At 71.8% G+C, this 19,209-nt stretch carries 16 protein-coding genes and 1 pseudogene; 10 read left to right on the top strand and 7 right to left on the bottom strand.

Features of this window, described 5'->3' with window-relative positions; all coding sequences use genetic code 11:
• Positions 1–43: 43 nt before the first annotated feature.
• Positions 44–478 (bottom strand): gamma-glutamylcyclotransferase family protein, encoded by a 435-nt coding sequence (locus tag ACWDYJ_RS12600; RefSeq protein ID WP_451565495.1) that lies wholly within the window; start codon positions 476–478, stop codon positions 44–46.
• 190 nt (positions 479–668) lie between these two features.
• On the opposite strand from ACWDYJ_RS12600, the gene ACWDYJ_RS12605 reads away from it, so the two are divergent.
• Both ACWDYJ_RS12605 and ACWDYJ_RS12610 read left to right on the top strand, forming a co-directional pair.
• Positions 669–1,217: a hypothetical protein gene (locus ACWDYJ_RS12605; protein WP_451565496.1), complete on the top strand. Its 549-nt coding sequence runs from the start codon at positions 669–671 to the stop codon at positions 1,215–1,217.
• Positions 1,218–1,345: 128 nt separating this feature from the next.
• Positions 1,346–1,960, top strand: coding sequence for a class F sortase (locus tag ACWDYJ_RS12610; RefSeq protein WP_451565497.1), 615 nt, complete (start codon positions 1,346–1,348; stop codon positions 1,958–1,960).
• 14 nt (positions 1,961–1,974) lie between these two features.
• Here the strand turns inward: ACWDYJ_RS12610 and ACWDYJ_RS12615 are convergent, their stop codons facing one another.
• A complete protein-coding gene (locus ACWDYJ_RS12615; protein WP_451565498.1) occupies positions 1,975–2,751 on the bottom strand; it encodes a sulfite exporter TauE/SafE family protein in 777 nt (258 codons plus the stop codon).
• 180 nt (positions 2,752–2,931) lie between these two features.
• On the opposite strand from ACWDYJ_RS12615, the gene ACWDYJ_RS12620 reads away from it, so the two are divergent.
• The 3 genes from ACWDYJ_RS12620 to nirD are packed head-to-tail and all read left to right on the top strand — an operon-like array spanning position 2,932 to position 7,143.
• Complete coding sequence (locus ACWDYJ_RS12620) at positions 2,932–4,287, top strand: NAD(P)/FAD-dependent oxidoreductase (RefSeq protein WP_451565499.1); 1,356 nt, start codon at positions 2,932–2,934, stop codon at positions 4,285–4,287.
• A 1-nt stretch (position 4,288) separates the two neighbouring features.
• Positions 4,289–6,814: a nitrite reductase large subunit NirB gene (gene nirB, locus ACWDYJ_RS12625; RefSeq protein ID WP_451565500.1), complete on the top strand. Its 2,526-nt coding sequence runs from the start codon at positions 4,289–4,291 to the stop codon at positions 6,812–6,814.
• On the top strand, positions 6,811–7,143 hold the full coding sequence (gene nirD, locus ACWDYJ_RS12630) for a nitrite reductase small subunit NirD (protein WP_451565501.1): 333 nt from the start codon (positions 6,811–6,813) through the stop codon (positions 7,141–7,143). Before nirB ends, nirD begins: the two co-directional genes overlap by 4 nt.
• Before the next feature lie 202 nt (positions 7,144–7,345).
• Here the strand turns inward: nirD and ACWDYJ_RS12635 are convergent.
• Positions 7,346–7,735, bottom strand: a pseudogene (locus ACWDYJ_RS12635) (VOC family protein); the annotation flags it as partial.
• A 391-nt stretch (positions 7,736–8,126) separates the two neighbouring features.
• On the opposite strand from ACWDYJ_RS12635, the gene ACWDYJ_RS12640 reads away from it, so the two are divergent.
• Positions 8,127–9,287, top strand: a complete 1,161-nt coding sequence (locus ACWDYJ_RS12640; RefSeq protein WP_451565502.1) for an alkaline phosphatase PhoX — start codon at positions 8,127–8,129, stop codon at positions 9,285–9,287.
• A gap of 15 nt (positions 9,288–9,302) precedes the next feature.
• On the opposite strand, the gene ACWDYJ_RS12645 is transcribed toward ACWDYJ_RS12640, so the two are convergent.
• The 3 genes from ACWDYJ_RS12645 to dusB form a co-directional block, all read right to left on the bottom strand.
• Positions 9,303–10,346, bottom strand: coding sequence for an ArsR/SmtB family transcription factor (locus ACWDYJ_RS12645; protein ID WP_451565503.1), 1,044 nt, complete (start codon positions 10,344–10,346; stop codon positions 9,303–9,305).
• A gap of 400 nt (positions 10,347–10,746) precedes the next feature.
• On the bottom strand, positions 10,747–13,455 hold the full coding sequence (gene ppdK, locus ACWDYJ_RS12650) for a pyruvate, phosphate dikinase (protein WP_451565504.1): 2,709 nt from the start codon (positions 13,453–13,455) through the stop codon (positions 10,747–10,749).
• Between the two features lie 364 nt (positions 13,456–13,819).
• On the bottom strand, positions 13,820–14,980 hold the full coding sequence (gene dusB, locus ACWDYJ_RS12655) for a tRNA dihydrouridine synthase DusB (protein WP_451565505.1): 1,161 nt from the start codon (positions 14,978–14,980) through the stop codon (positions 13,820–13,822).
• A 34-nt stretch (positions 14,981–15,014) separates the two neighbouring features.
• Between dusB and ACWDYJ_RS12660 the strand changes: the two genes are divergently transcribed.
• Positions 15,015–16,445 (top strand): MFS transporter, encoded by a 1,431-nt coding sequence (locus ACWDYJ_RS12660; protein ID WP_451565506.1) that lies wholly within the window; start codon positions 15,015–15,017, stop codon positions 16,443–16,445.
• 30 nt (positions 16,446–16,475) lie between these two features.
• Here ACWDYJ_RS12660 and ACWDYJ_RS12665 read toward each other — a convergent pair whose 3' ends face one another.
• Positions 16,476–16,931: a MarR family winged helix-turn-helix transcriptional regulator gene (locus ACWDYJ_RS12665; protein ID WP_451565507.1), complete on the bottom strand. Its 456-nt coding sequence runs from the start codon at positions 16,929–16,931 to the stop codon at positions 16,476–16,478.
• Positions 16,932–17,022: 91 nt separating this feature from the next.
• On the opposite strand from ACWDYJ_RS12665, the gene ACWDYJ_RS12670 reads away from it, so the two are divergent.
• The 3 genes from ACWDYJ_RS12670 to ACWDYJ_RS12680 all read left to right on the top strand — a co-directional run bounded on the left by ACWDYJ_RS12670 (position 17,023) and on the right by ACWDYJ_RS12680 (position 19,112).
• Positions 17,023–17,367: a DoxX family protein gene (locus ACWDYJ_RS12670; protein ID WP_451565508.1), complete on the top strand. Its 345-nt coding sequence runs from the start codon at positions 17,023–17,025 to the stop codon at positions 17,365–17,367.
• Between the two features lie 70 nt (positions 17,368–17,437).
• On the top strand, positions 17,438–18,496 hold the full coding sequence (locus ACWDYJ_RS12675) for an aldo/keto reductase (protein ID WP_451565509.1): 1,059 nt from the start codon (positions 17,438–17,440) through the stop codon (positions 18,494–18,496).
• Positions 18,497–18,518: 22 nt separating this feature from the next.
• A complete protein-coding gene (locus ACWDYJ_RS12680; RefSeq protein WP_451565510.1) occupies positions 18,519–19,112 on the top strand; it encodes a TetR family transcriptional regulator in 594 nt (197 codons plus the stop codon).
• The last annotated feature ends 97 nt before the right edge of the window (positions 19,113–19,209 follow it).

Here is a 19,209-nt window from a genome sequence, read left to right on the forward strand (position 1 = left end):
GCCCGTCGGGCGACCGGGTGTCCCGGTCCGGCGGGCCGGGCTGTCAGGGAAACGCCCGGCCGGGGCCGCGGTGGAGCCAGTCGCCGCTCGGGATCTCGGTGCCCGACCGCGTCAGGCGTTGGGCCAGGGGGGCCGCCGCCAGGTAGACCCAGGCGCGGACGGGGGTGCCGTCGGGGCGGAGGGTCTCGCGGGCGACGCGGTCGTAGAGGTTTCCCGGGCGGCCCGGGCCCTCGTACCCCTCCAGCAGGTCCAGCGCGGCCAGCAGTTCCCCGTACGCGCCCGGCACCGGGGCGATCAGCTCGCCGGCGACGACCGCGCCGGGGCGCTCGACGGCGTACGGGTATCCCGGGCCCTCGTACAGCGCCGCGCCCGGCAGCCGGGCCGGTTCCTCGGCCGCCGTGCGGCCCCGCAGGAACAGGTCGTGATTGACCTCGCCGGGCCGTAGCGTCCCGTACACGAAGATCGGCAGCAATGTCACCCGGGCCTCCCTCGACCACACCCTAGTCACCCGTACGGGGTGGAGGGACACGGATGGCCGCGCAGGGCTGTGACCTGGGCAGATACGGGTTCGAAAGGCGGCCGGAGCCGGATCTGACGGGGGCTCAGCAGGCGGCGGCCGAGCGTGCCGGTTTAGCTCGGGACACGACCCCTTGTCCCCAGGAGTTGCCATGCGCCGCAGCCGCAGCACCGCCCACGTGCTCACCGCCACCGCGCTGACCGCCGTCGCCTTCGCCGGCCCGGTCGCCGGAGCGGTCGCCGCCGCGGAACTGGGCATGACCGGCTTCGCGGCCGGGGACTTCGCCCCGCTGGAGGTCTGGCCGAAGTCGGCCACCCCGGGCACCACCGTCACCGTGAACACCACGGCGTGCGGGCCGGGCAGCCACGCCGAGGGGGATGCCACGACCGTCGGCGGCGGCCGCTTCAAGCTGGTCCCCGGCACCCGCAAAGAGGTGGTCGTGGGACAGTTCCAGGTCGGCCACACCACCCGGCCCGGCACCTACGGCATCGGCGTGACCTGCGCGAACGGGAAGTTCGCCACCGGCGACCTGGTCGTCACCGAGCGCGGCCCGCAGGGCCACGTACGGACCGGGGTGGGTGGTGGGACGACCACCACCGCCGACCCCGCCAAGATCGCGGCGGGAGCGGCCGTACTGGCCGTGGCCGCCGCCGGCGGTACCTGGCTCCTGCGTCGCCGGGCGAGCGGCACGCGGAGCTGACGGGCGCCCACCGCGGCTTCGGCCGCGGTCCGACCGGTACCGCCCCCCGTCGCCCGCCCCGCGAGGTCCCCCCGTTCGCGGGGCCGGGCGACGGCCAGTCACAGGAACGGCGAGGCGAGGGGGCTGACATGAGGACCTCCGGGCGCGGCGGGCTCATCGCGCTCGCGGCCTGCGTCGGAGTCTGGCTCGTCGGCAGCGGCTCCGGCGAGACCGTCGGGCCGCCCCTGCCCTCCCCCGCCGAAGCGCTCAGCGCGCAGGCCCTCTACACCGGGAGCATCCGCCCTCTTCCCGGCTCCCCGCCCACCCGGATCCGGATCCCCGCCATCCGCGTGGACGCCCCGCTCGCCGGGCTGGGCCTGGAACGCGACGGCAGCCTCGAAGTGCCCCCGCCCTCCCGGCGGGACCTCGCCGGCTGGTACCGCGAGGGAACCCCGCCGGGCGCGGCGGGCACGGCCGTCGTCGCGGGCCACGTCGACCACGCCAGCGGCCCGGCCGTCTTCTACCACTTGGGCGCCCTGCGCCGGGGGGCCGTGATCGAGGTCGCGCGGGCGGACGGGCGTACGGCGGTGTTCACCGTCCACGCCGTCGAGGTCTACCGCGCCGAGGCCTTCCCCGACGCCCGTGTATACGGCCCGTCGCCGCGCGCCGAGCTGCGCGTGATCACCTGCGGGGGCGGCTTCTCACCGCGTACGGGCTACGCGGGGAACGTGGTCGTCTTCGCCCACCTGACGGGCACGTACTGACACGCCGGACACCGTCAGCCCCACTGCTCGAAGCCGAGCCGCACGACCAGCGCGCCGACCACCGTCAGGAGCACGCCCCGGACGAAGCCGCTGCCCTTCTTGAGTGCCATCCGGGCCCCGATCATGCCGCCGGCCAGGTTGAAGACCGCCAGCAGCGCGGCCAGCTGCCACAGCACCATCCCCTGGTAGGCGAACATCGCCAGCGCGCCCGCGTTCGTGCACGTGTTGACGATCTTCGCGGTGGCGGAGGCGGTGACCAGGTCGAGGTGGAGCAGCGCCGTGAGGGCCAGCACCAGGAAGGTGCCGGTGCCGGGGCCGATGAGGCCGTCGTAGAAGCCGATGCCGAGGCCGGCGAGGGCGATGGTCAGCAGCACCCGCCGGCGGGAGACGGGTGAGGTGGAAGGGGCCGTGCCGAATCCCGGCTTGAAGATCACCACCACGGCGACGATCACGAGGACCACCATGATCAGCGGCCGCATCGCGTCCTTGCTGATGCCCCCGGCCAGCGCGGCCCCGCCGACCGATCCGGCGAGGGCGGCCAGACCGATGCGGACGGCGAGCTTCACGTTCACCGGGGCCTTGCGTACGTAGGTGACGGCCGCACCGGCCGTGCCGACGATGGCCACCGCCTTGTTCGTCCCGAGGACGGTGGCGGGGTGGGCGTTCGGGAGGCCGAGCAGCAGGGCGGGCAGCAGCAGGAGTCCGCCGCCGCCCACCACCGCGTCGATCCAGCCGGCGGCCGCCGCGGCCACGCACAGCACGATGATCATGGTCGTCGATATCTCAGGCACGGCCCCGACCCTACGGAGCGGATCGGTGCAGCAGCCATCGATGTCCGGAAAGTTGCGCAAAGGTTGAGCTTTCCGGGACACGCCGCCTCACGGACCCTGGAGCCGGGCGCTGAGGTGGGCGTTCCGTCGGGGTAACAGAAGCGGTGCCGAGGGGAAACAGCGGCCGCGCACGCTCGTGCCATGACCTCGGAGCAGCGTGTGGTGGTGATCGGCGGCGGCCTGGCGGGCCTGCGGCTCGCGCAGCGGCTCGGCGCGGGTGCGGCGGTGACCGTCCTCGGCGAGGAAACGCACGCCCCGTACAACCGGGTCCTGCTCGCCGAGGTCCTGGCGGGACGGTACGCCCCCGAGGTGACCGCCCTCCCGGCGCCCGGCCCGATGCTGCGCCGGGGCGTCCGGGCGGTCCGGATCGACCGCGCGGACCGCAGGGTCCACTGTGACGACGGCACGGCGCCGGAGTACGACACGCTGGTCCTGGCCACCGGGTCCAACCCGGTCCTGCCGCCGCTGCGCGGACTGTTCGCGCCCGACGGGCGGGAACTCCCCGACGGGGTCCACGCGTTCCGCACGATGGACGACTGCCTGGCCCTCGGGGCCGCCGTAGCCGTACGGCCGGGCGTCCGCGTCGTGGTGATCGGCGGCGGGCTCCTGGGCGTCTCCGCGGCCCGTGCGCTGGCCGCGCGGGGGGCGCAGGTGGTGCTCGCCCAGCAGGCGGAGCGCCTGATGGAACGGCAGCTGGACGCGGACGCGTCGGCGCTGCTGCACGCGCACCTGACCGCGCTCGGCGTGGAGATCCACACGGAATGCCGCGTCCGCGGCCTGGTCACGGCGGGGCCGGGCTCGCCGTCCGCGGCGCCGCTGCCGGGGCTCCGCCCCGGACTCCGCGCCTCAAACGCCGCCCAGGCTGACGTGGCCCAGCGGGCAGATCCGCCCGCCGGGCGGTACCGCCCGGCGCCGCCGTCGGCGTCCCGCCGGGTCACCGGGGTGGAGCTCGCCGACGGGTACCGGCTCGACGCCGATGTCGTCGTCCTCGCCTGCGGCGTACGGCCCCGCACCGGGCTCGCGCAGGCGGCCGGGCTGGAGGTCCGCAAGGGGGTCGTCGTCGACGACCGGCTGCGTACGAGTGACCCCCGCATCCACGCCATCGGCGACTGCGCCGAGCACGCCGGCCGGGTGTACGGCCTGGCCGGCCCCGCGCTGGAGCAGGCCGACGCCCTCGCCGCGACCCTCACCGGCACACAGGCCAAACCCGACTACGCCGGCACCCGCGCCCTCACCCGCCTCACCCTCGGCGGAGCCGACGGCACCTTCGACCTCGCCGCCTTCGGCGAGCCGACCCCGCTCCCCGGCGACGACGTGCTCCGCCTCGCCGACGCCACCCGCCGCACCTACCGCAAGGTCGTCGTCCGGGGCGACCGCCTCGTCGGCGGGGTGCTGCTCGGTGAGCTCTCCACCGTGGGGGCCCTCGCCCGCACCTGGGAGGGCGACGAATCACTGGACGACCTGTTCCACCTGCTCACCGACGACGGAGGCCACTGACATGACCGAGCCCCTGCCCGCGATCGTGCTCATCGGGCACGGCATGGTCGGCCAGCGCTACCTGGAGGCGCTCGCCGAGCGCGGGGCCACCGCCACGCACCGCATCACCGTGCTGTGCGAGGAGCCCCGGCCGGCCTACGACCGCGTGCACCTGACCTCGTACTTCTCCGGCTCCAGCCCGGAGGAGCTGTCCCTGACCCCGGCCGGGTTCATGGAGCAGCACGGCATCGAGCTGCACCTGGACGACCCCGCCGAGAGCATCGACCGCGAGGGCCGCACCGTCACCTCCCGCTCCGGGCAGGTGTTCCCGTACGACGTGCTCGTGCTGGCGACCGGCAGCTATCCCTTCGTGCCGCCCGTCCCCGGCAAGGACGCCCCGGGCTGCTTCGTCTACCGCACGATCGAGGACCTCCTCGCGATCGAGGACTACGCCAAAACCCGGGCGAGCGGCGCCGTCGTCGGCGGTGGCCTCCTCGGCCTGGAGGCGGCGGGCGCCCTGCAGGGGCTCGGCCTCGCCACCCGCGTCGTCGAGTTCGCCCCGCGCCTGATGCCCGTCCAGGTCGACGAGGGCGGCGGCGCCGCCCTGCTGCGCACCATCGAGTCCATGGGCCTGACCGTGCACACCGGCGTCGGCACCCAGGAGGTGCTGACCGGCGAGGACGGCCACGTCAGCGGTATGCGGCTCTCCGACGGCTCCACGGTCGACGCCGACCTCGTCGTCTTCTCCGCCGGCGTCCGCCCCCGCGACCAGCTCGCCCGCGACGCCCGGCTCGACGTCGGCGAACGCGGCGGCATCACCGTCGACTCCCGCTGCCGCACCTCCGACCCGCGCGTCTACGCCATCGGTGAGTGCGCGCTGGCCTGCGACGGCCGCGTCTACGGCCTGGTCGCCCCCGGCTACGAGATGGCCGAGACCGCCGCCGAGGACCTCCTGGGCCGCGACAAGGAGTTCACCGGGGCCGACCTGTCGACCAAGCTCAAGCTGCTCGGCGTGGACGTGGCCTCCTTCGGCGACGCTCACGGCACCGCCCCCGGCAGCCTCGACGTGGTCTGGTCCGACTCCCGCACCGGCGTCTACAAGAAGCTGGTCGTCTCCCCCGAGGGGGTGCTGCTCGGCGGAGTGCTGGTCGGCGACGCGGACTCGTACGGCCTGCTGCGCCCGCTGACCGGCAGCGTTCCGCCCGTCGCCCCCGAGCAGCTGGTCCTGCCCGCCGGGCTCGGCCCCGCCACCCAGCTCGGCCCCTCCTCGCTCCCCGACAGCGCGGTGATCTGCTCCTGTCACAACGTCACGAAGAAGGCCATCACCGCCTGCGCGACCCTGCCCGAGGTCAAGAAGTGCACCAAGGCGGGCACCGGCTGCGGCAGCTGCGTCAAGGTGATCGGCCAGCTGCTGCCCGCCGCCGCCGACAAGGGGCTGTGCGGCTGCTTCCCCTTCACCCGCGCCGAGCTGTACGAGATCGTCCGCACCCGGCAGCTGACCTCGTACGAGGCGATCCTCGACGGCCACGGCCGCCCGGAGGCCCGCGGCGGCGACGGCTGCGAGGTCTGCAAGCCGACCGTCGGCTCGATCATCGCCTCGCTGGCCCCCACCCTCGGCGCGAGCGGCTACGTCCTCGACGGGGAGCAGGCCGCCCTCCAGGACACCAACGACCACTTCCTCGCGAACATCCAGCGCAACGGCTCGTACTCGGTCGTCCCGCGCATCCCGGGCGGCGAGATCACCCCCGACAAGCTGATCGTGATCGGCGAGGTGGCCCGCGACTTCGGCCTCTACACGAAGATCACCGGCGGCCAGCGCATCGACCTCTTCGGCGCGAGCGTCGACCAGCTCCCGCGGATCTGGGCCCGGCTCGTCGACGCCGGATTCGAGTCCGGGCACGCGTACGGCAAGGCCCTGCGGACGGTGAAGTCCTGCGTGGGCCAGACCTGGTGCCGCTACGGGGTGCAGGACAGCGTACGGATGGCCATCGACCTGGAGCTGCGCTACCGGGGCCTGCGCGCCCCGCACAAGCTCAAGTCGGCGGTCTCCGGCTGCGCGCGCGAGTGTGCGGAGGCGCAGAGCAAGGACTTCGGCGTCATCGCGACGGCGAGTGGCTGGAACCTGTACGTCGGCGGCAACGGCGGCGCCACCCCGCGCCACGCCGACCTACTCGCCCAGGACCTGTCGGACGCCGAACTGGTCCGGCTCATCGACCGGTTCCTGATGTTCTACATCCGCACCGCCGACCGGCTGGAGCGGACCTCCACCTGGCTGGACCGGCTGGAGGGGGGCCTGGAGCACCTGCGCGACGTGATCGTGCACGACTCGCTCGGGCTGTGCGCGGAGCTGGAGTCGCTGATGGCCGACCACGTGGCGCACTACCGGGACGAGTGGGCCGAGACGCTTCAGGACCCGGAACGGCTGCGCCGGTTCGTGTCCTTCGTCAACGCGCCGGGCGCGCCCGACCCGACCGTGCGGTTCGTTCCCGAGCGCGGTCAGGTCAAGCCCGACCTGGCCGTCCTGACCATAGGAGGAGGCGTCCGATGACCGTCGAACTCGAGGTGGCCGAAGGCTGGCTCACGGTGTGCGAGCTGTCCTCGCTCATCCCCGGGCGCGGGGTCGCGGCCCTGCTGCCCGACGGGAGCCAGGCCGCGGTGTTCGTCGACCGCGCGGGGCGCCCGTACGCGATCGGCAACCAGGACCCCTTCACCGGCGCGCACGTCCTGTCGCGGGGACTGGTGGGACGCGCGGGCGGCAGGCCCTTCGTGGCCTCGCCGCTGCTGAAGCAGCGCTTCGACCTGGAGTCGGGGCACTGCCTGGACGACGAGGCGGTGGCGGTCCGGACCTACCGGGTGCGGACCGCCGCGACCTCCTGAGCGCCTCTCAGCCCTGGACCATCGCCGGGTCCATCCCTGATCTTGCGTGGGTATCCCCGGCTTCAGCCGGGGAGGGAAACGCATCCTGACTATCGGAGCCGCGAAGCGGTGTACGCTGCGCATCTGCTTCGGCAGCGGTCAGGGCTTGGCCGTCCTGCGGGGCTTCGGTTCCAAGGGAGAAGCCCCCTCGTTCACGAGGGGGAGGAGTCACCCACATGATCTCCCAGGTGTGGCCGTCGAGGTCGTCGAAGGCCCGGCCGTACATGGTGCCGTAGTCCATGGCCGGCCGGGGCTCGGTGGCACCGGCCGCCAGGGCGCCGTCCACCAGCTCGTCGACCTTGTCGCGGCTCTCGGCGCTCAGGCAGAGCAGCACCTCGGAGGTCTTCGTCGCGTCGGCGATCTCCTTGTGGGTGAAGTCCTTGTAGCGGGCCTCGGTGAGGAGCATGGCGACGATGGTGTCGCTGATGACCACGGAGGCGCAGTTCTCGTCGGTGAACTGGGCGTTGAAGGTGTAGCCGAGGGTGCTCCAGAAGGCCTTGCTGGCGTCGAGGTCCTTGACCGGCAGGTTGACGAAGATCATGGTGGCGGACATCTCGGTCCCTCTTCTCTCGGGTGCGTTCGCGGTGCTGTGCTGATGGTTTCGAGGGGTGGACCGGGGGACGGGCAGAAACTCATCGGTCCGCCGGAAAGTTTTTCGCCGGGGTCCCCGGCTCCCCCGGGCATGTCACCGCGAAGCGGTGCACACCGTACGCAGGTGGGGGTGGGGCACCCGAACCGGGCGGAGGCGGGCGCCGGGGGTGTCCGCCCGGGGTTGCCCGGGGAACGCCCCGGTGTACGAAGTCACTGCCGGAGGATTGACCCCGAGCCGGTCGCTCCTGCGTCATAAGGAATTGACGTCACGTCAACTCGACGCCTCTAGGTTCCTCGACGCGTGCGACCCCGCGTCCGACCGGACGCGGGGCCTTCCTCCCACAGGAGTGACCGTGGAACGTCGTACCTTCCTGCGCGGTGCAGTCATCGGCTCGTCCGCCGCCGCCTTCGGCGGCACGTTGATGCACGGAGCCGCCTACGCGGCGCCCGCCCAGCCCGGCGCCGGCCCCTACGGGGCACTCGGCGCGGCCGACGCGAACGGCATCATGCTTCCGGCCGGCTTCACCAGCCGCGTCATCGCCCGCTCCGGCCAGAACGTCGGCTCCACCACCTACAAGTGGCACAGCGCCCCCGACGGCGGCGCCTGCTTCGCCGACGGCACGGGCTGGATCTACGTCTCCAACTCGGAGATCTCCTCCACCGGCGGCGCGAGCGCGGTCAAGTTCAACTCGTCCGGCTCGATCACCTCCGCGTACCGGATCCTGTCCAACACCAACCGCAACTGCGCGGGCGGCGCCACACCCTGGAACACCTGGCTGTCGGCCGAGGAGGTCAGCCTCGGCTACGTCTACGAGACCGACCCGTGGGGCGTGAACCCCGCCGTCCGCCGCTCCGCGATGGGCCGCTTCAACCACGAGGCGGCCGCCGCCGACCCGGTGCGCAAGGTCGTCTACCTCACCGAGGACGACTCCAGCGGCTGCTTCTACCGCTTCGTCCCCACCACGTGGGGCGACCTCTCCACCGGCACCCTCCAGGTCCTCAAGGCCGGAACGGCCACCTCCGGCTCCTTCACCTGGGCCAACGTGCCGGACCCGGACGGCTCCCCGACCGCGACCCGCAGCCAGGTCTCGGGCGCGAAGAAGTTCAACGGCGGCGAGGGCTGCCACTACGCCAACGACACCGTGTGGTTCACCACCAAGGGCGACAACCGCGTCTGGCAGCTCAACGTCGCCTCCAACACCTACGAGCTGGCCTACGACGACTCCCTCGTCCCGAGCGGCACGGCCCCGCTGACGGGCGTGGACAACGTCACCGGCTCCTCGTACGGCGACCTGTACATCGCCGAGGACGGCGGCAACATGGAGATCTGCGTGATCACCCCGGACGACGTGGTGGCGCCCTTCCTGCGGATCACCGGCCACTCGTCCTCGGAGATCACCGGCCCGGCCTTCTCCCCGGCCGGCAACCGGTTCTACTTCTCCAGCCAGCGCGGCACGAGCGGCAGCTCCTCCGGCGGCATCACGTACGAGGTCACCGGCCCCTTCCGGGTGTAGCGGCCACAGGGGCCCTCAGGACACCATGGCGCCGCCCTTCAGCAGGGCGGCGCCCAGGGGCGTCACCGTGTGCAGGACGGCGTTCCCGTGCCGCAGGGTGGTCACCAGGCCCGCCTCCCGCATCACGCAGGCGTGCTGGCTCGCCGAGGCCAGGGAGACCCCGGCCCGGCGGGCCAGTTCGCTGGTGGTAGCCCCGTCGCCGATGGCCCGCAGCACCACCGAGCGGGTGTGGCCCACCAGCTTGCCCAGGGTCCGCTGGCGCTGCTCCTCCGGCCGGGCGGACTCGCCCCCGGCCCCGGTGGAGGCCAGCTGCGCCGCGGCCGGGTAGACCAGCACCGGCGGCAGCTCCGGGTCGTGCAGGGTCACCGCCGTGCGCCGGCAGAAGAAGGACGGCTGGAGCAGCAGCCCGCGTCCCCGCAGCCGCAGGTCCCGGTCCACGGGGTACTCGCACTCCAGGACCGGCGCCTTCCAGCGCAGCATCGGCGGCAGCGAGGCCAGCAGCTCGTCCGCTCCCCCGTCGAGCAGGGCCCGGCCGCGCGCGGCCCGCTCCGCCTCTATCTGGGCCTGGATGTGCGTCCAGTACGGCTCCACGGCCGCCCGGTGGTAGCCGCGCAGCTCGGCCAGCAGCCGGGGCAGGTGCTTGGTGCCGCCGTCGATGAACTGCCGCAGCCGCGCGGGCGGCGGCGTCCCGAAGGCCGCCCCGAAGCCCGTTCCGGCGCCGGCGGCAGCGGCCGCGCCGTCGCCGACGAGGGCCAGCTCCCGCCGCAGCCGCTCGGGCCGCAGCGCGCGCAGCGCGTCGAGCCCGACGTCCCAGCCGTACTGCCCCTCGACGGGGGTCAGGAAATCCGGGAAATAGCCGCGAGCCGGTATCAAGGCGCCGAGGAGTCTTGTTTCACCATTCAACCGGTTCCTGGTTTCCGTACGCCATTCACCGAACAGCCGGGCGTCTCGCCGGTCTCTTAAACGGTGAAAACTGAGAATCGTTTCCCACAACGCATCGGGACGCCCTGCCATCCGTACGCGTGCCAGGTCCACTCCAGTGAAATGGATACGAAGCACCGAACCCCCACCTGTGCAACCGCAATCCCCCCGCCTCACGAGTATGCATGCCGTCACACGTGGTCACCACGCCCTTTCAGCCACAGTTGAAACCCCTTTCGGCAGGGGCGTGACAACCGAAATCCTGTACTCCGCCAGGCACACTCCAGTGCGACCGAAACGCTCCGTGAAGGCCGTGGGGGGCTTTGCGGGGCCTGGCGGTCGGTCGCACCGGGAAGCGCCGACGTGCCTGGCAGAAAGGCGGCAGGCGGTGGACGGGTGGGGATCCGTCCACCGCCTGGTGCCGTAAAGGCTCGCCGCCGAATACGCGGCCGTGAAAAGTGGAGTGCGCCCGCCCTCGGGTGTCAGGGAACCCGGGGGCAGGCGCAGTCAGTGGGGACCCGAGGGTCCTACGGGGGCCTCAGCGGCTGTCGGAGCCCTTCGACTCGGCCGCCGCGCGGCCCGCCTCCAGGCGCGCCACCGGGATCCGGAAGGGCGAGCAGGAGACGTAGTCGAGGCCGACCTCGTGGAAGAAGTGCACCGACTCCGGGTCGCCGCCGTGCTCGCCGCAGACGCCGAGCTTGAGGTCGGGGCGGGTGGCCCGGCCGGCCTCCACGGCACTGCGGACCAGCGCGCCGACGCCGTCCTTGTCGATGGTCTCGAACGGCGAGACCCCGAAGATGCCCTTCTCCAGGTACGCGGTGAAGAAGCTGGCCTCGACGTCGTCGCGGGAGAAGCCCCACACCGTCTGGGTCAGGTCGTTCGTACCGAAGGAGAAGAACTGCGCGGCCTCGGCGATCTGCCCGGCCGTCAGCGCGGCACGCGGCAGCTCGATCATCGTGCCGATGCTCAGCTTGAGGTGCGTCCCCGTCGCGGCCTCGACCTCGGCGATGACCTGGTCGGCCTCCTCGCGGACGATCTCCAGCTCCTGGACGGTGCCGACGAGCGGCACCATGATCTCGGCGCGCGGGTCGCCCTTGGCGTTCTTGCGCTCGGCCGCGGCCTCCGCGATCGCCCGGACCTGCATGGCGAACAGACCGGGGATGACCAGACCGAGGCGGACGCCGCGCAGACCCAGCATCGGGTTCTGCTCGTGCAGCTTGTGCACGGCCTGGAGCAGGCGCAGGTCGTTCTCGTTGTGGTCCTTGCGGGACTCGGCGAGGGCGACGCGCACCGACAGCTCGGTGATGTCGGGCAGGAACTCGTGCAGCGGCGGGTCGAGCAGGCGGACGGTGACGGGGAGCCCGTCCATCGCCTCGAACAGCTCGACGAAGTCCTTCTTCTGCAGCGGCAGGAGGGCACTGAGTGCCTCCTCGCGCTCGCTGTCGGTGTCCGCGAGGATCAGGCGCTCGACCATCTCGCGGCGCTCGCCGAGGAACATGTGCTCGGTGCGGCACAGGCCGATGCCCTGAGCGCCGAAGCGGCGGGCGCGCAGGGCGTCCTCGGCGTTGTCGGCGTTGGCGCGCACCCGCAGGCGGCGGACGCGGTCGGCGTACGCCATGATCCGGTGCACGGCGGCGACCAGCTCGTCGGCGTCGTCGGCGCCGGCGTGCATGCGGCCCTCGAAGTACTCGACGACCGGGGACGGTACGACGGGTACCTCACCGAGGTACACCTTGCCGGTGGAGCCGTCGATGGAGACGACGTCGCCCTCTTCGATGACCGTCTCGCCGACCGTCATCCGGCGGCGCTTGGTGTCGACGTCGAGCTCCTCGGCGCCGCAGACACAGGTCTTGCCCATGCCGCGGGCGACGACGGCCGCGTGCGAGGTCTTGCCGCCGCGCGAGGTCAGGATGCCCTCGGAGGCGATCATGCCGTCCAGGTCGTCCGGGTTGGTCTCGCGGCGGATCAGGATGACCTTCTCGCCGGAGCGGGACCACTTGACGGCCGTGTACGAGTCGAAGACGGCCTTGCCGACCGCCGCGCCCGGGGAGGCGGCGATGCCGCGGCCCAGCAGGGTGGTCTTGGCATCGTCGTCGAAGCGCGGGAACATCAGCTGCGCCAGCTGGGCGCCGTTGACGCGCTGGAGGGCCTCGGCCTCGTCGATCAGGCCCTGGTCCACGAGCTGGGTGGCGATGCGGAAGGCCGCGCCCGCGGTGCGCTTGCCGACACGGGTCTGGAGCATCCACAGCTGGCCGCGCTCGATGGTGAACTCGATGTCGCAGAGGTCCTTGTAGTGGGTCTCCAGCGTCTCCATGATCGTCATGAGCTGGTCGTACGAGGCCTTGTCGAGGGTCTCCAGGTCCGCGAGCGGCACGGTGTTGCGGATGCCCGCGACCACGTCCTCGCCCTGGGCGTTCTGGAGGTAGTCGCCGTAGACGCCCTGGTGGCCGCTGGCGGGGTCGCGGGTGAAGGCGACGCCGGTGCCGGAGTCGGGGCCCAGGTTGCCGAAGACCATGGAGCAGATGTTGACCGCGGTGCCCAGATCGCCGGGGATGCGCTCCTGGCGGCGGTAGAGCTTGGCGCGGTCGGTGTTCCACGAGTTGAAGACGGCCTCGACGGCGAGGTCGAGCTGCTCGCGGGCGTTCTGCGGGAACTCGCGGCCGGCTTCCTTCGCCACGATCTTCTTGAAGTGCTTGACCAGCTTCTTCAGGTCGGCGGCGTCGAGGTCGGTGTCGACGGCGACCTTCTTGGTGGCCTTGGCCTCGTCGAGGGCTTCCTCGAAGAGCTCGCCGTCGACGCCGAGGACGGTCTTGCCGAACATCTGGATGAGCCGGCGGTACGAGTCCCACGCGAAGCGCTCGTTACCGGCCTGGGCGGCGAGGCCGGTCACGGACTCGTCGGAGAGGCCGATGTTGAGGACGGTGTCCATCATGCCGGGCATCGAGAACTTGGCGCCGGAGCGTACGGAGACCAGGAGCGGGTCGTCCGACTGGCCGAGCTTCTTGCCCATCTTCGCCTCGAGGGCGCCCAGGTGCGCACTGACCTCGTCGCGCAGCTCGGCCGGGGCCGTACCGCTTTCGAGGTAGACCTTGCAGGCCTCGGTGGTGATGGTGAAGCCGGGAGGGACGGGGAGACCAAGGTTGGTCATCTCGGCGAGGTTGGCCCCCTTGCCGCCGAGAAGGTCCTTGAGGTCCCGGTTGCCCTCGGTGAAGTCGTAGACGAACTTCTGATCTTTGTTTTCCGACACGGGTCTCGACTCCTCGAGGCTCGGTGGCTGCCCTGACGGCCAGGAACATACCCAGATCAAAGGCTTATGGGTACGTCCACCTGGCCGTCATGAGGCTGTAACCACTCGTGCGCCAGCAGATCGAAAGTAACTTACGGGTAACCAGAACGTACGAATCGCCTTCACATCCCGAAGGCAGAGGCGCCCACTGGGGCCTGTTCCCGCTCGGATGAGCGATCATCGATATATTGGCGTTCAAGAGTTGAACGCTCAAAGGGTGGCACCCAGTGCCACCCTTTGAAAGTCTTACCCGTCACCCTGACGCTCATCTGAGCGAAACCTCACGCATGCGTGGCGTATATCACGCGACACGGAGGGCGATTTGTCAGCCTCCGGAGGTGTCGAGCTCAGCTTCCTCACCGATGCCCGCACAGTCGTAAGGGTCCTTCAACCAGCCGTCAGGCAGGACAACTCGGTTGTTTCCGGACGTCCGACCGCGCGGACCGTCCGCACCCTCCGGCCACGCCTGATCCAGATCAAGCTCGCTCAGATGAGCATCCAGTTCGGCCAGGGAGGAAGAGATCGCCAGCTTCTTGCGCATCTCCGACCCGACCGAGAAGCCCTTGAGGTACCAGGCGACGTGCTTACGGAAGTCGATCACCCCGCGGGTCTCGTCCCCGATCCACTCCCCCAGCAGCCGTGCGTGCCGGTGCATGGCGCCCGCGACCTCGCGCAGCGTCGGCTTGTGGAAGTCCTGGGGCCGTCCTTCGAAGGCCGCGACCAGGTCGTTGAACAGCCACGGCCGCCCCAGGCAGCCGCGCCCCACCACGACGCCGTCGCAGCCCGTCTCGCGGACCATGCGCAGCGCGTCCTCGGCGCACCAGATGTCGCCGTTGCCGAGCACCGGGATCTCCGGCACGTGCTCCTTGAGCCGTGCGATGGCCTCCCAGTCGGCGGTGCCGCCGTAGTGCTGGGCGGTGGTGCGCCCGTGCATGGCGATGGCGGTGACGCCCTCCTCGACGGCGATCCGGCCGGCGTCGAGGTAGGTGAGGTGGTCGTCGTCGATGCCCTTGCGCATCTTCATGGTCACCGGCAGGTCGCCGGCGCCCGCGACGGCCTCGCGCAGGATCGCGCGCAGCAGGTTGCGCTTGTACGGCAGGGCCGAGCCGCCACCCTTGCGGGTGACCTTGGGCACCGGGCAGCCGAAGTTGAGGTCGATGTGGTCCGCGCGGTCCTCTTCGACGATCATCCGGACCGCCTTGCCGACCGTGGCCGGGTCCACCCCGTACAGCTGGATCGAGCGGGGCTTCTCGGTCTCGTCGAAGTGGATCAGCTGCATGGTCTTCTCGTTGCGCTCGACCAGGGCGCGGGTCGTGATCATCTCGCTCACGAACAGCCCCTTGCCGCCGGAGAACTCGCGGCAGAGGGTACGGAACGGGGCATTGGTGATGCCGGCCATCGGCGCGAGCACCACCGGGGGCTGCACGGTGTGCGGGCCGATCGCGAGAGGCGGAGGGAGCGTGGTCATCCGCCCATTGTCCCGCATGCCGGGGCCGTGGTGCCGCCGTACGATCGGCCGCATGATCGAGCCGAGTCACCGGCAGCGCACGCTCGTCCTGGCGGTCTGCTGCATGAGCCTGCTCATCGTCAGCCTCGACAACACCGTCCTCAACGTCGCGCTGCCCTCGATGCGCCGCGAACTGCACGCCTCGGTGGCGGGGATGCAGTGGGCCGTCGACTCCTACACCCTCGTCCTGGCCTCCCTGCTGATGCTCGCGGGCTCCACGGCCGACCGGATCGGCCGCCGCAAGGTGTTCGTCGCCGGACTGGTGCTCTTCACCGCCGGATCCCTGCTGTGCTCGCTCGCCCCCGGCCTCGACTGGCTCGTCTTCTTCCGGATGGTCCAGGCGGTCGGCGGGGCGATGCTCAATCCCGTGGCCATGTCGATCATCGCCAACACCTTCACCGATCCGGCCGAGCGGGCCCGCGCCATCGGCGTGTGGGGCGCGGTCGCGGGTATCTCCATGGCCGCGGGCCCCCTGATCGGCGGACTGATGGTGGATTCCGTGGGCTGGCGTTCGATCTTCCTGCTCAACCTGCCGATCGGCCTGGCCGCGCTCGCCCTGACCCTGCGCCACGTCCCCGAGTCCCGCGCCGCGCGGCCACGGCGCCCGGATCCGGTGGGCCAGCTGCTGGTCATGGCGCTGCTCGGCTCGGTGACGTACGGGATCATCGAGGCACCGGCCGCGGGCTGGCGTTCTCCGCTGATCGTGGGCTGCGCCGTGGTGGCCGTGGCCTCGCTCGTGGGGCTGCTGCTCTACGAACCCCGGCGCGAGGAGCCACTGATCGATCTCCGGTTCTTCCGGAGCGCGCCCTTCAGCGGGGCGAACGCGATCGCCGTCTGCGCCTTCGCCGCCCTGTCCGGGTTCCTCTTCCTGAACACCCTGTACCTCCAGGACGTACGGGGGCTCAGCGCCCTGCAGGCCGGGCTCTACATGCTGCCCATGGCGGTGCCGACGCTCTTCTTCGCACCCCTGTCGGGGCGCCTGGTGGGCAGCCGGGGGCCGCGGCTGCCGCTGATGGTCGCCGGGGTGGCGATGGGGGCGAGCGGGCTGCTCTTCGCCGTCTTCCGGGCCGAGAGCTCCACTCCCCTGCTCCTCACCGGGTACGTGCTGTTCGGCATCGGGTTCGGCATGGTCAACTCTCCGATCACCAACACGGCCGTCTCGGGGATGCCCCGCTCCCAGGCGGGGGTCGCGGCGGCGGTGGCCTCCACGAGCCGGCAGACCGGCGGAACGCTGGGGGTCGCGCTGATCGGCGCCGTCCTCGCGGCCGGCACGGCGGGGGGCGGGGGCTTCGTGGCGGCGGCCGGGCCCGCCTGGTGGGTCATCACCGGGTGCGGGCTGCTGGTGCTGGTGGTGGGCGCCGCGACGAGCGGGCGCTGGGCGCGGGACACGGCCTCCCGTACGGCCCGCGACCTGGAGTCGGCCACCGCCGCGCCCCGCGGCTGAGAGCCCGCAGGGGCGCGGTGCGCCCCCGGCTCACTCCTGGCAGTCGAACTCGTCGGCCTGCGAGTCGATGCGGGCCAGCAGCCCGCGCAGTACGCCCTGCTCCCGCTCCGAGAGCCCGGCGAACAGCCCGGCCTCGACCGCGTCCAGCGCTGCGTTGGTCTTGCCGAGGGCGGCGGATCCGACGTCGGTGATGGCCACGTTGTGGCGGCGGCGGTCGGCCGGGTCGCGGCGGCGTTCGACCAGACCGTCGCGCTCCAGGTCGTTGAGGATCCCGACGAGCACGCTCGGGTCCACCTCCAGCCGCTCGGCGAGCGCCCGCTGGCCGATGGGGCCGCCTGCGAGGTGCATCAGCGTCATCGCGTGCCGGGGGGTGAGCCCTGCCGCGCTGAGGGCCTTCTTCATCCGGGTCTGGGTGACCGCTCCGTGCCAGGCCAGCAGCATGCCAAGCCGCTGCGGTGGGTGCGGGGCTTCCTGTGCTGCCGTCATGTTCCACACCGTAGCAGGCAGGAAATGATTGCAATCTCCGGATCGTTGATGGTATTCAATGATCTGACAATTTCGACTGTTGGAGTTCACCATGTTCATTGCCTACGCCGTCGTCACCGGCCTGCTCGCGCTCGTCCTCACCGCGTCCGCCACCTTCACGTTCCAGCGCAACGAGGCGATCGTCGCCAGCATGCGCAAGGTCGAGGTGCCGGAGTCCTGGCTGCCACGCCTCGCCACGCTCAAGGCCGCCGGCGCGGCGGGCCTGGTCGCCGGGCTCTGGGTCACCCCGCTCGGGGTGGCGGCCGCCACCGGCGTGACCCTCTACTTCGCCGGCGCCGTCATCAGCCACCTGCGCGTCAAGGACTTCGACCTCGCCCCGGCGGCCGTCCTGACGGTGATCGCCGCGGCGGCGCTGGCGCTGCGCGTGGCGGCCTGACCGACAGACCGGCCGACACTGACGAGTGACAGATATTGAAATCTGTCACTCGTCATGCCATTCTCGTTGCATGACCACTCACGAGAACGCGTCCACCTCGGTCCTGACGTCCACCACTCCCCGCAGGCTCGGAGCCACGGGGCCTGCGGTCTTCCCGCTGGGGCTGGGCTGCATGGGCATGTCCGCCCTGTACGGCGGGGCCGACCGCGCCGAGTCCGTCTCCACGATCCACGCCTTCCTGGAGGCCGCGCCCGACGGCGTGAACACGCTGCTCGACACCGGCGACTTCTACGGCATGGGCCACAACGAACTACTGATCCAGGAAGCCCTGCGCACCGCCCCGGCGGCGACCCGCGAGCGGGCGCTGACCAGCGTCAAGTTCGGCGCCCTGCGGACGGTGGAGGGCGGGTTCACCGGCTACGACGGCCGGCCCGAGGCCGTGAGGAACTTCCTGGCCTACTCCCTCCAGCGGCTCGGCCGGGACCACATCGACATCTACCGGATCGCCCGCGTCGACCCGGACGTGCCGATCGAGGAGACCGTCGGCGCCATCGCCGAGGCCGTCCAGGCCGGGCACGTCCGGCACATCGGCCTGTCCGAGGTCGGCGCGGACACCCTGCGCCGGGCCGCCGCCGTGGCCCCGATCTCGGACCTCCAGATCGAGTACTCACTGATCTCCCGCGGCATCGAGGAGGAGATCCTGCCGACCGCCCGCGAGCTGGGCATAGGTGTCACGGCGTACGGGGTGCTGTCCCGCGGCCTGATCAGCGGGCACTTCACCCGCGACCGCGCCCTCGCCCCGGGTGACTTCCGCGGCATGAGCCCCCGCTTCCAGGGGGAGAACCTGCACCGCAATCTCGACCTGGTCGAGGCCCTGCGCAAGGTCGCCGAGGAGAAGGGCGTGAGCGTCGCCCAGACGGCCATCGCCTGGGTGCTCTCCCGCGGCGAGGACATCGTGCCGCTGGTGGGAGCCAGGCGCCGGGACCGGCTGGGCGAGGCACTGGGTGCCCTGGAAATAGACCTCAGCGCCGCCGACCTGGCCGCCATCGAGGAGGCGGTCCCGGCCGGGGCCGCGGCGGGCGAGCGCTATCCGGCGGCCCAGATGGCCCACCTCGACAGCGAGCACTGAGCCGCCAGGTACGGTCGTACCCATGCCCCCCGCAGCTGCCGAGCCCCTGACACCCGAGCGCATCCTCGAAACCACCGAGGAGGTGCTGCGCCGCTTCGGCCCCACCAAGGCGACCGTGGTGGACGTGGCGCGCGCCCTGGGGGTCAGCCACGGGAGCGTCTACCGGCACTTCCCCTCGAAGGCGGCGCTGCGCGAGGCCGTCACGGACCGCTGGCTCGCCAAGAGCGTCGTCATGCTGGAGGAGATCGCCTCGGCTCCCGCCGAGCCGGCGCCCTCCAAGCTGGAGGCGTGGCTGGAGGCCCTCTTCGAGGTCAAGCGCCGCAAGGCGGGCGCCGACCCGGAACTGTTCGCGACGTACACGGTGCTGCTCGCCGAGAACAGCGGTGTGGTCGACCTTCACCTGAACCAGCTGATCGACCAGTTGGCCCGGATCATCGCCGAGGGCGTCGCGGCGGGCACGCTGGCCGCCTCCGATGTCCCGGCCGCCGCCCGCGCCGTCTTCGACGCCACCGGCCGGTTCCACGATCCGCAGTACGCGGCGGACTGGGTCTCGCCCACGATCCTGACGGAGTTCGAGGCCGTCACGGCCCTGGTGATCCGGGGCCTGCGCCCCTGAACCGCGCCTGAAACGCCGGTGGCCCGGTGGGGCCCGGGGCGCACGGGCCCCCCCGGTTGAGGGGGGGGGGGAGCAAGCGACACACCGCCCGGCGGAC

The sequence above is a fragment of the Streptomyces sp. NPDC003042 genome (assembly GCF_053591315.1).

Excerpts from the sequence above, each read along its gene's own strand:
- ACWDYJ_RS12680 (WP_451565510.1), top strand. The coding sequence starts at position 18,519 with ATGCCCCCCGCAGCTGCCGAGCCCCTGACACCCGAGCGCATCCTCGAA.
- ACWDYJ_RS12670 (WP_451565508.1), top strand. The coding sequence starts at position 17,023 with ATGTTCATTGCCTACGCCGTCGTCACCGGCCTGCTCGCGCTCGTCCTC.
- ACWDYJ_RS12610 (WP_451565497.1), top strand. The coding sequence starts at position 1,346 with ATGAGGACCTCCGGGCGCGGCGGGCTCATCGCGCTCGCGGCCTGCGTC.
- ACWDYJ_RS12605 (WP_451565496.1), top strand. The coding sequence starts at position 669 with ATGCGCCGCAGCCGCAGCACCGCCCACGTGCTCACCGCCACCGCGCTG.
- ACWDYJ_RS12660 (WP_451565506.1), top strand. The coding sequence starts at position 15,015 with ATGATCGAGCCGAGTCACCGGCAGCGCACGCTCGTCCTGGCGGTCTGC.
- dusB (WP_451565505.1), bottom strand. The coding sequence starts at position 14,980 with ATGCGGGACAATGGGCGGATGACCACGCTCCCTCCGCCTCTCGCGATC.
- ACWDYJ_RS12675 (WP_451565509.1), top strand. The coding sequence starts at position 17,438 with ATGACCACTCACGAGAACGCGTCCACCTCGGTCCTGACGTCCACCACT.
- ACWDYJ_RS12665 (WP_451565507.1), bottom strand. The coding sequence starts at position 16,931 with ATGACGGCAGCACAGGAAGCCCCGCACCCACCGCAGCGGCTTGGCATG.
- nirB (WP_451565500.1), top strand. The coding sequence starts at position 4,289 with ATGACCGAGCCCCTGCCCGCGATCGTGCTCATCGGGCACGGCATGGTC.
- ACWDYJ_RS12620 (WP_451565499.1), top strand. The coding sequence starts at position 2,932 with ATGACCTCGGAGCAGCGTGTGGTGGTGATCGGCGGCGGCCTGGCGGGC.
- nirD (WP_451565501.1), top strand. The coding sequence starts at position 6,811 with ATGACCGTCGAACTCGAGGTGGCCGAAGGCTGGCTCACGGTGTGCGAG.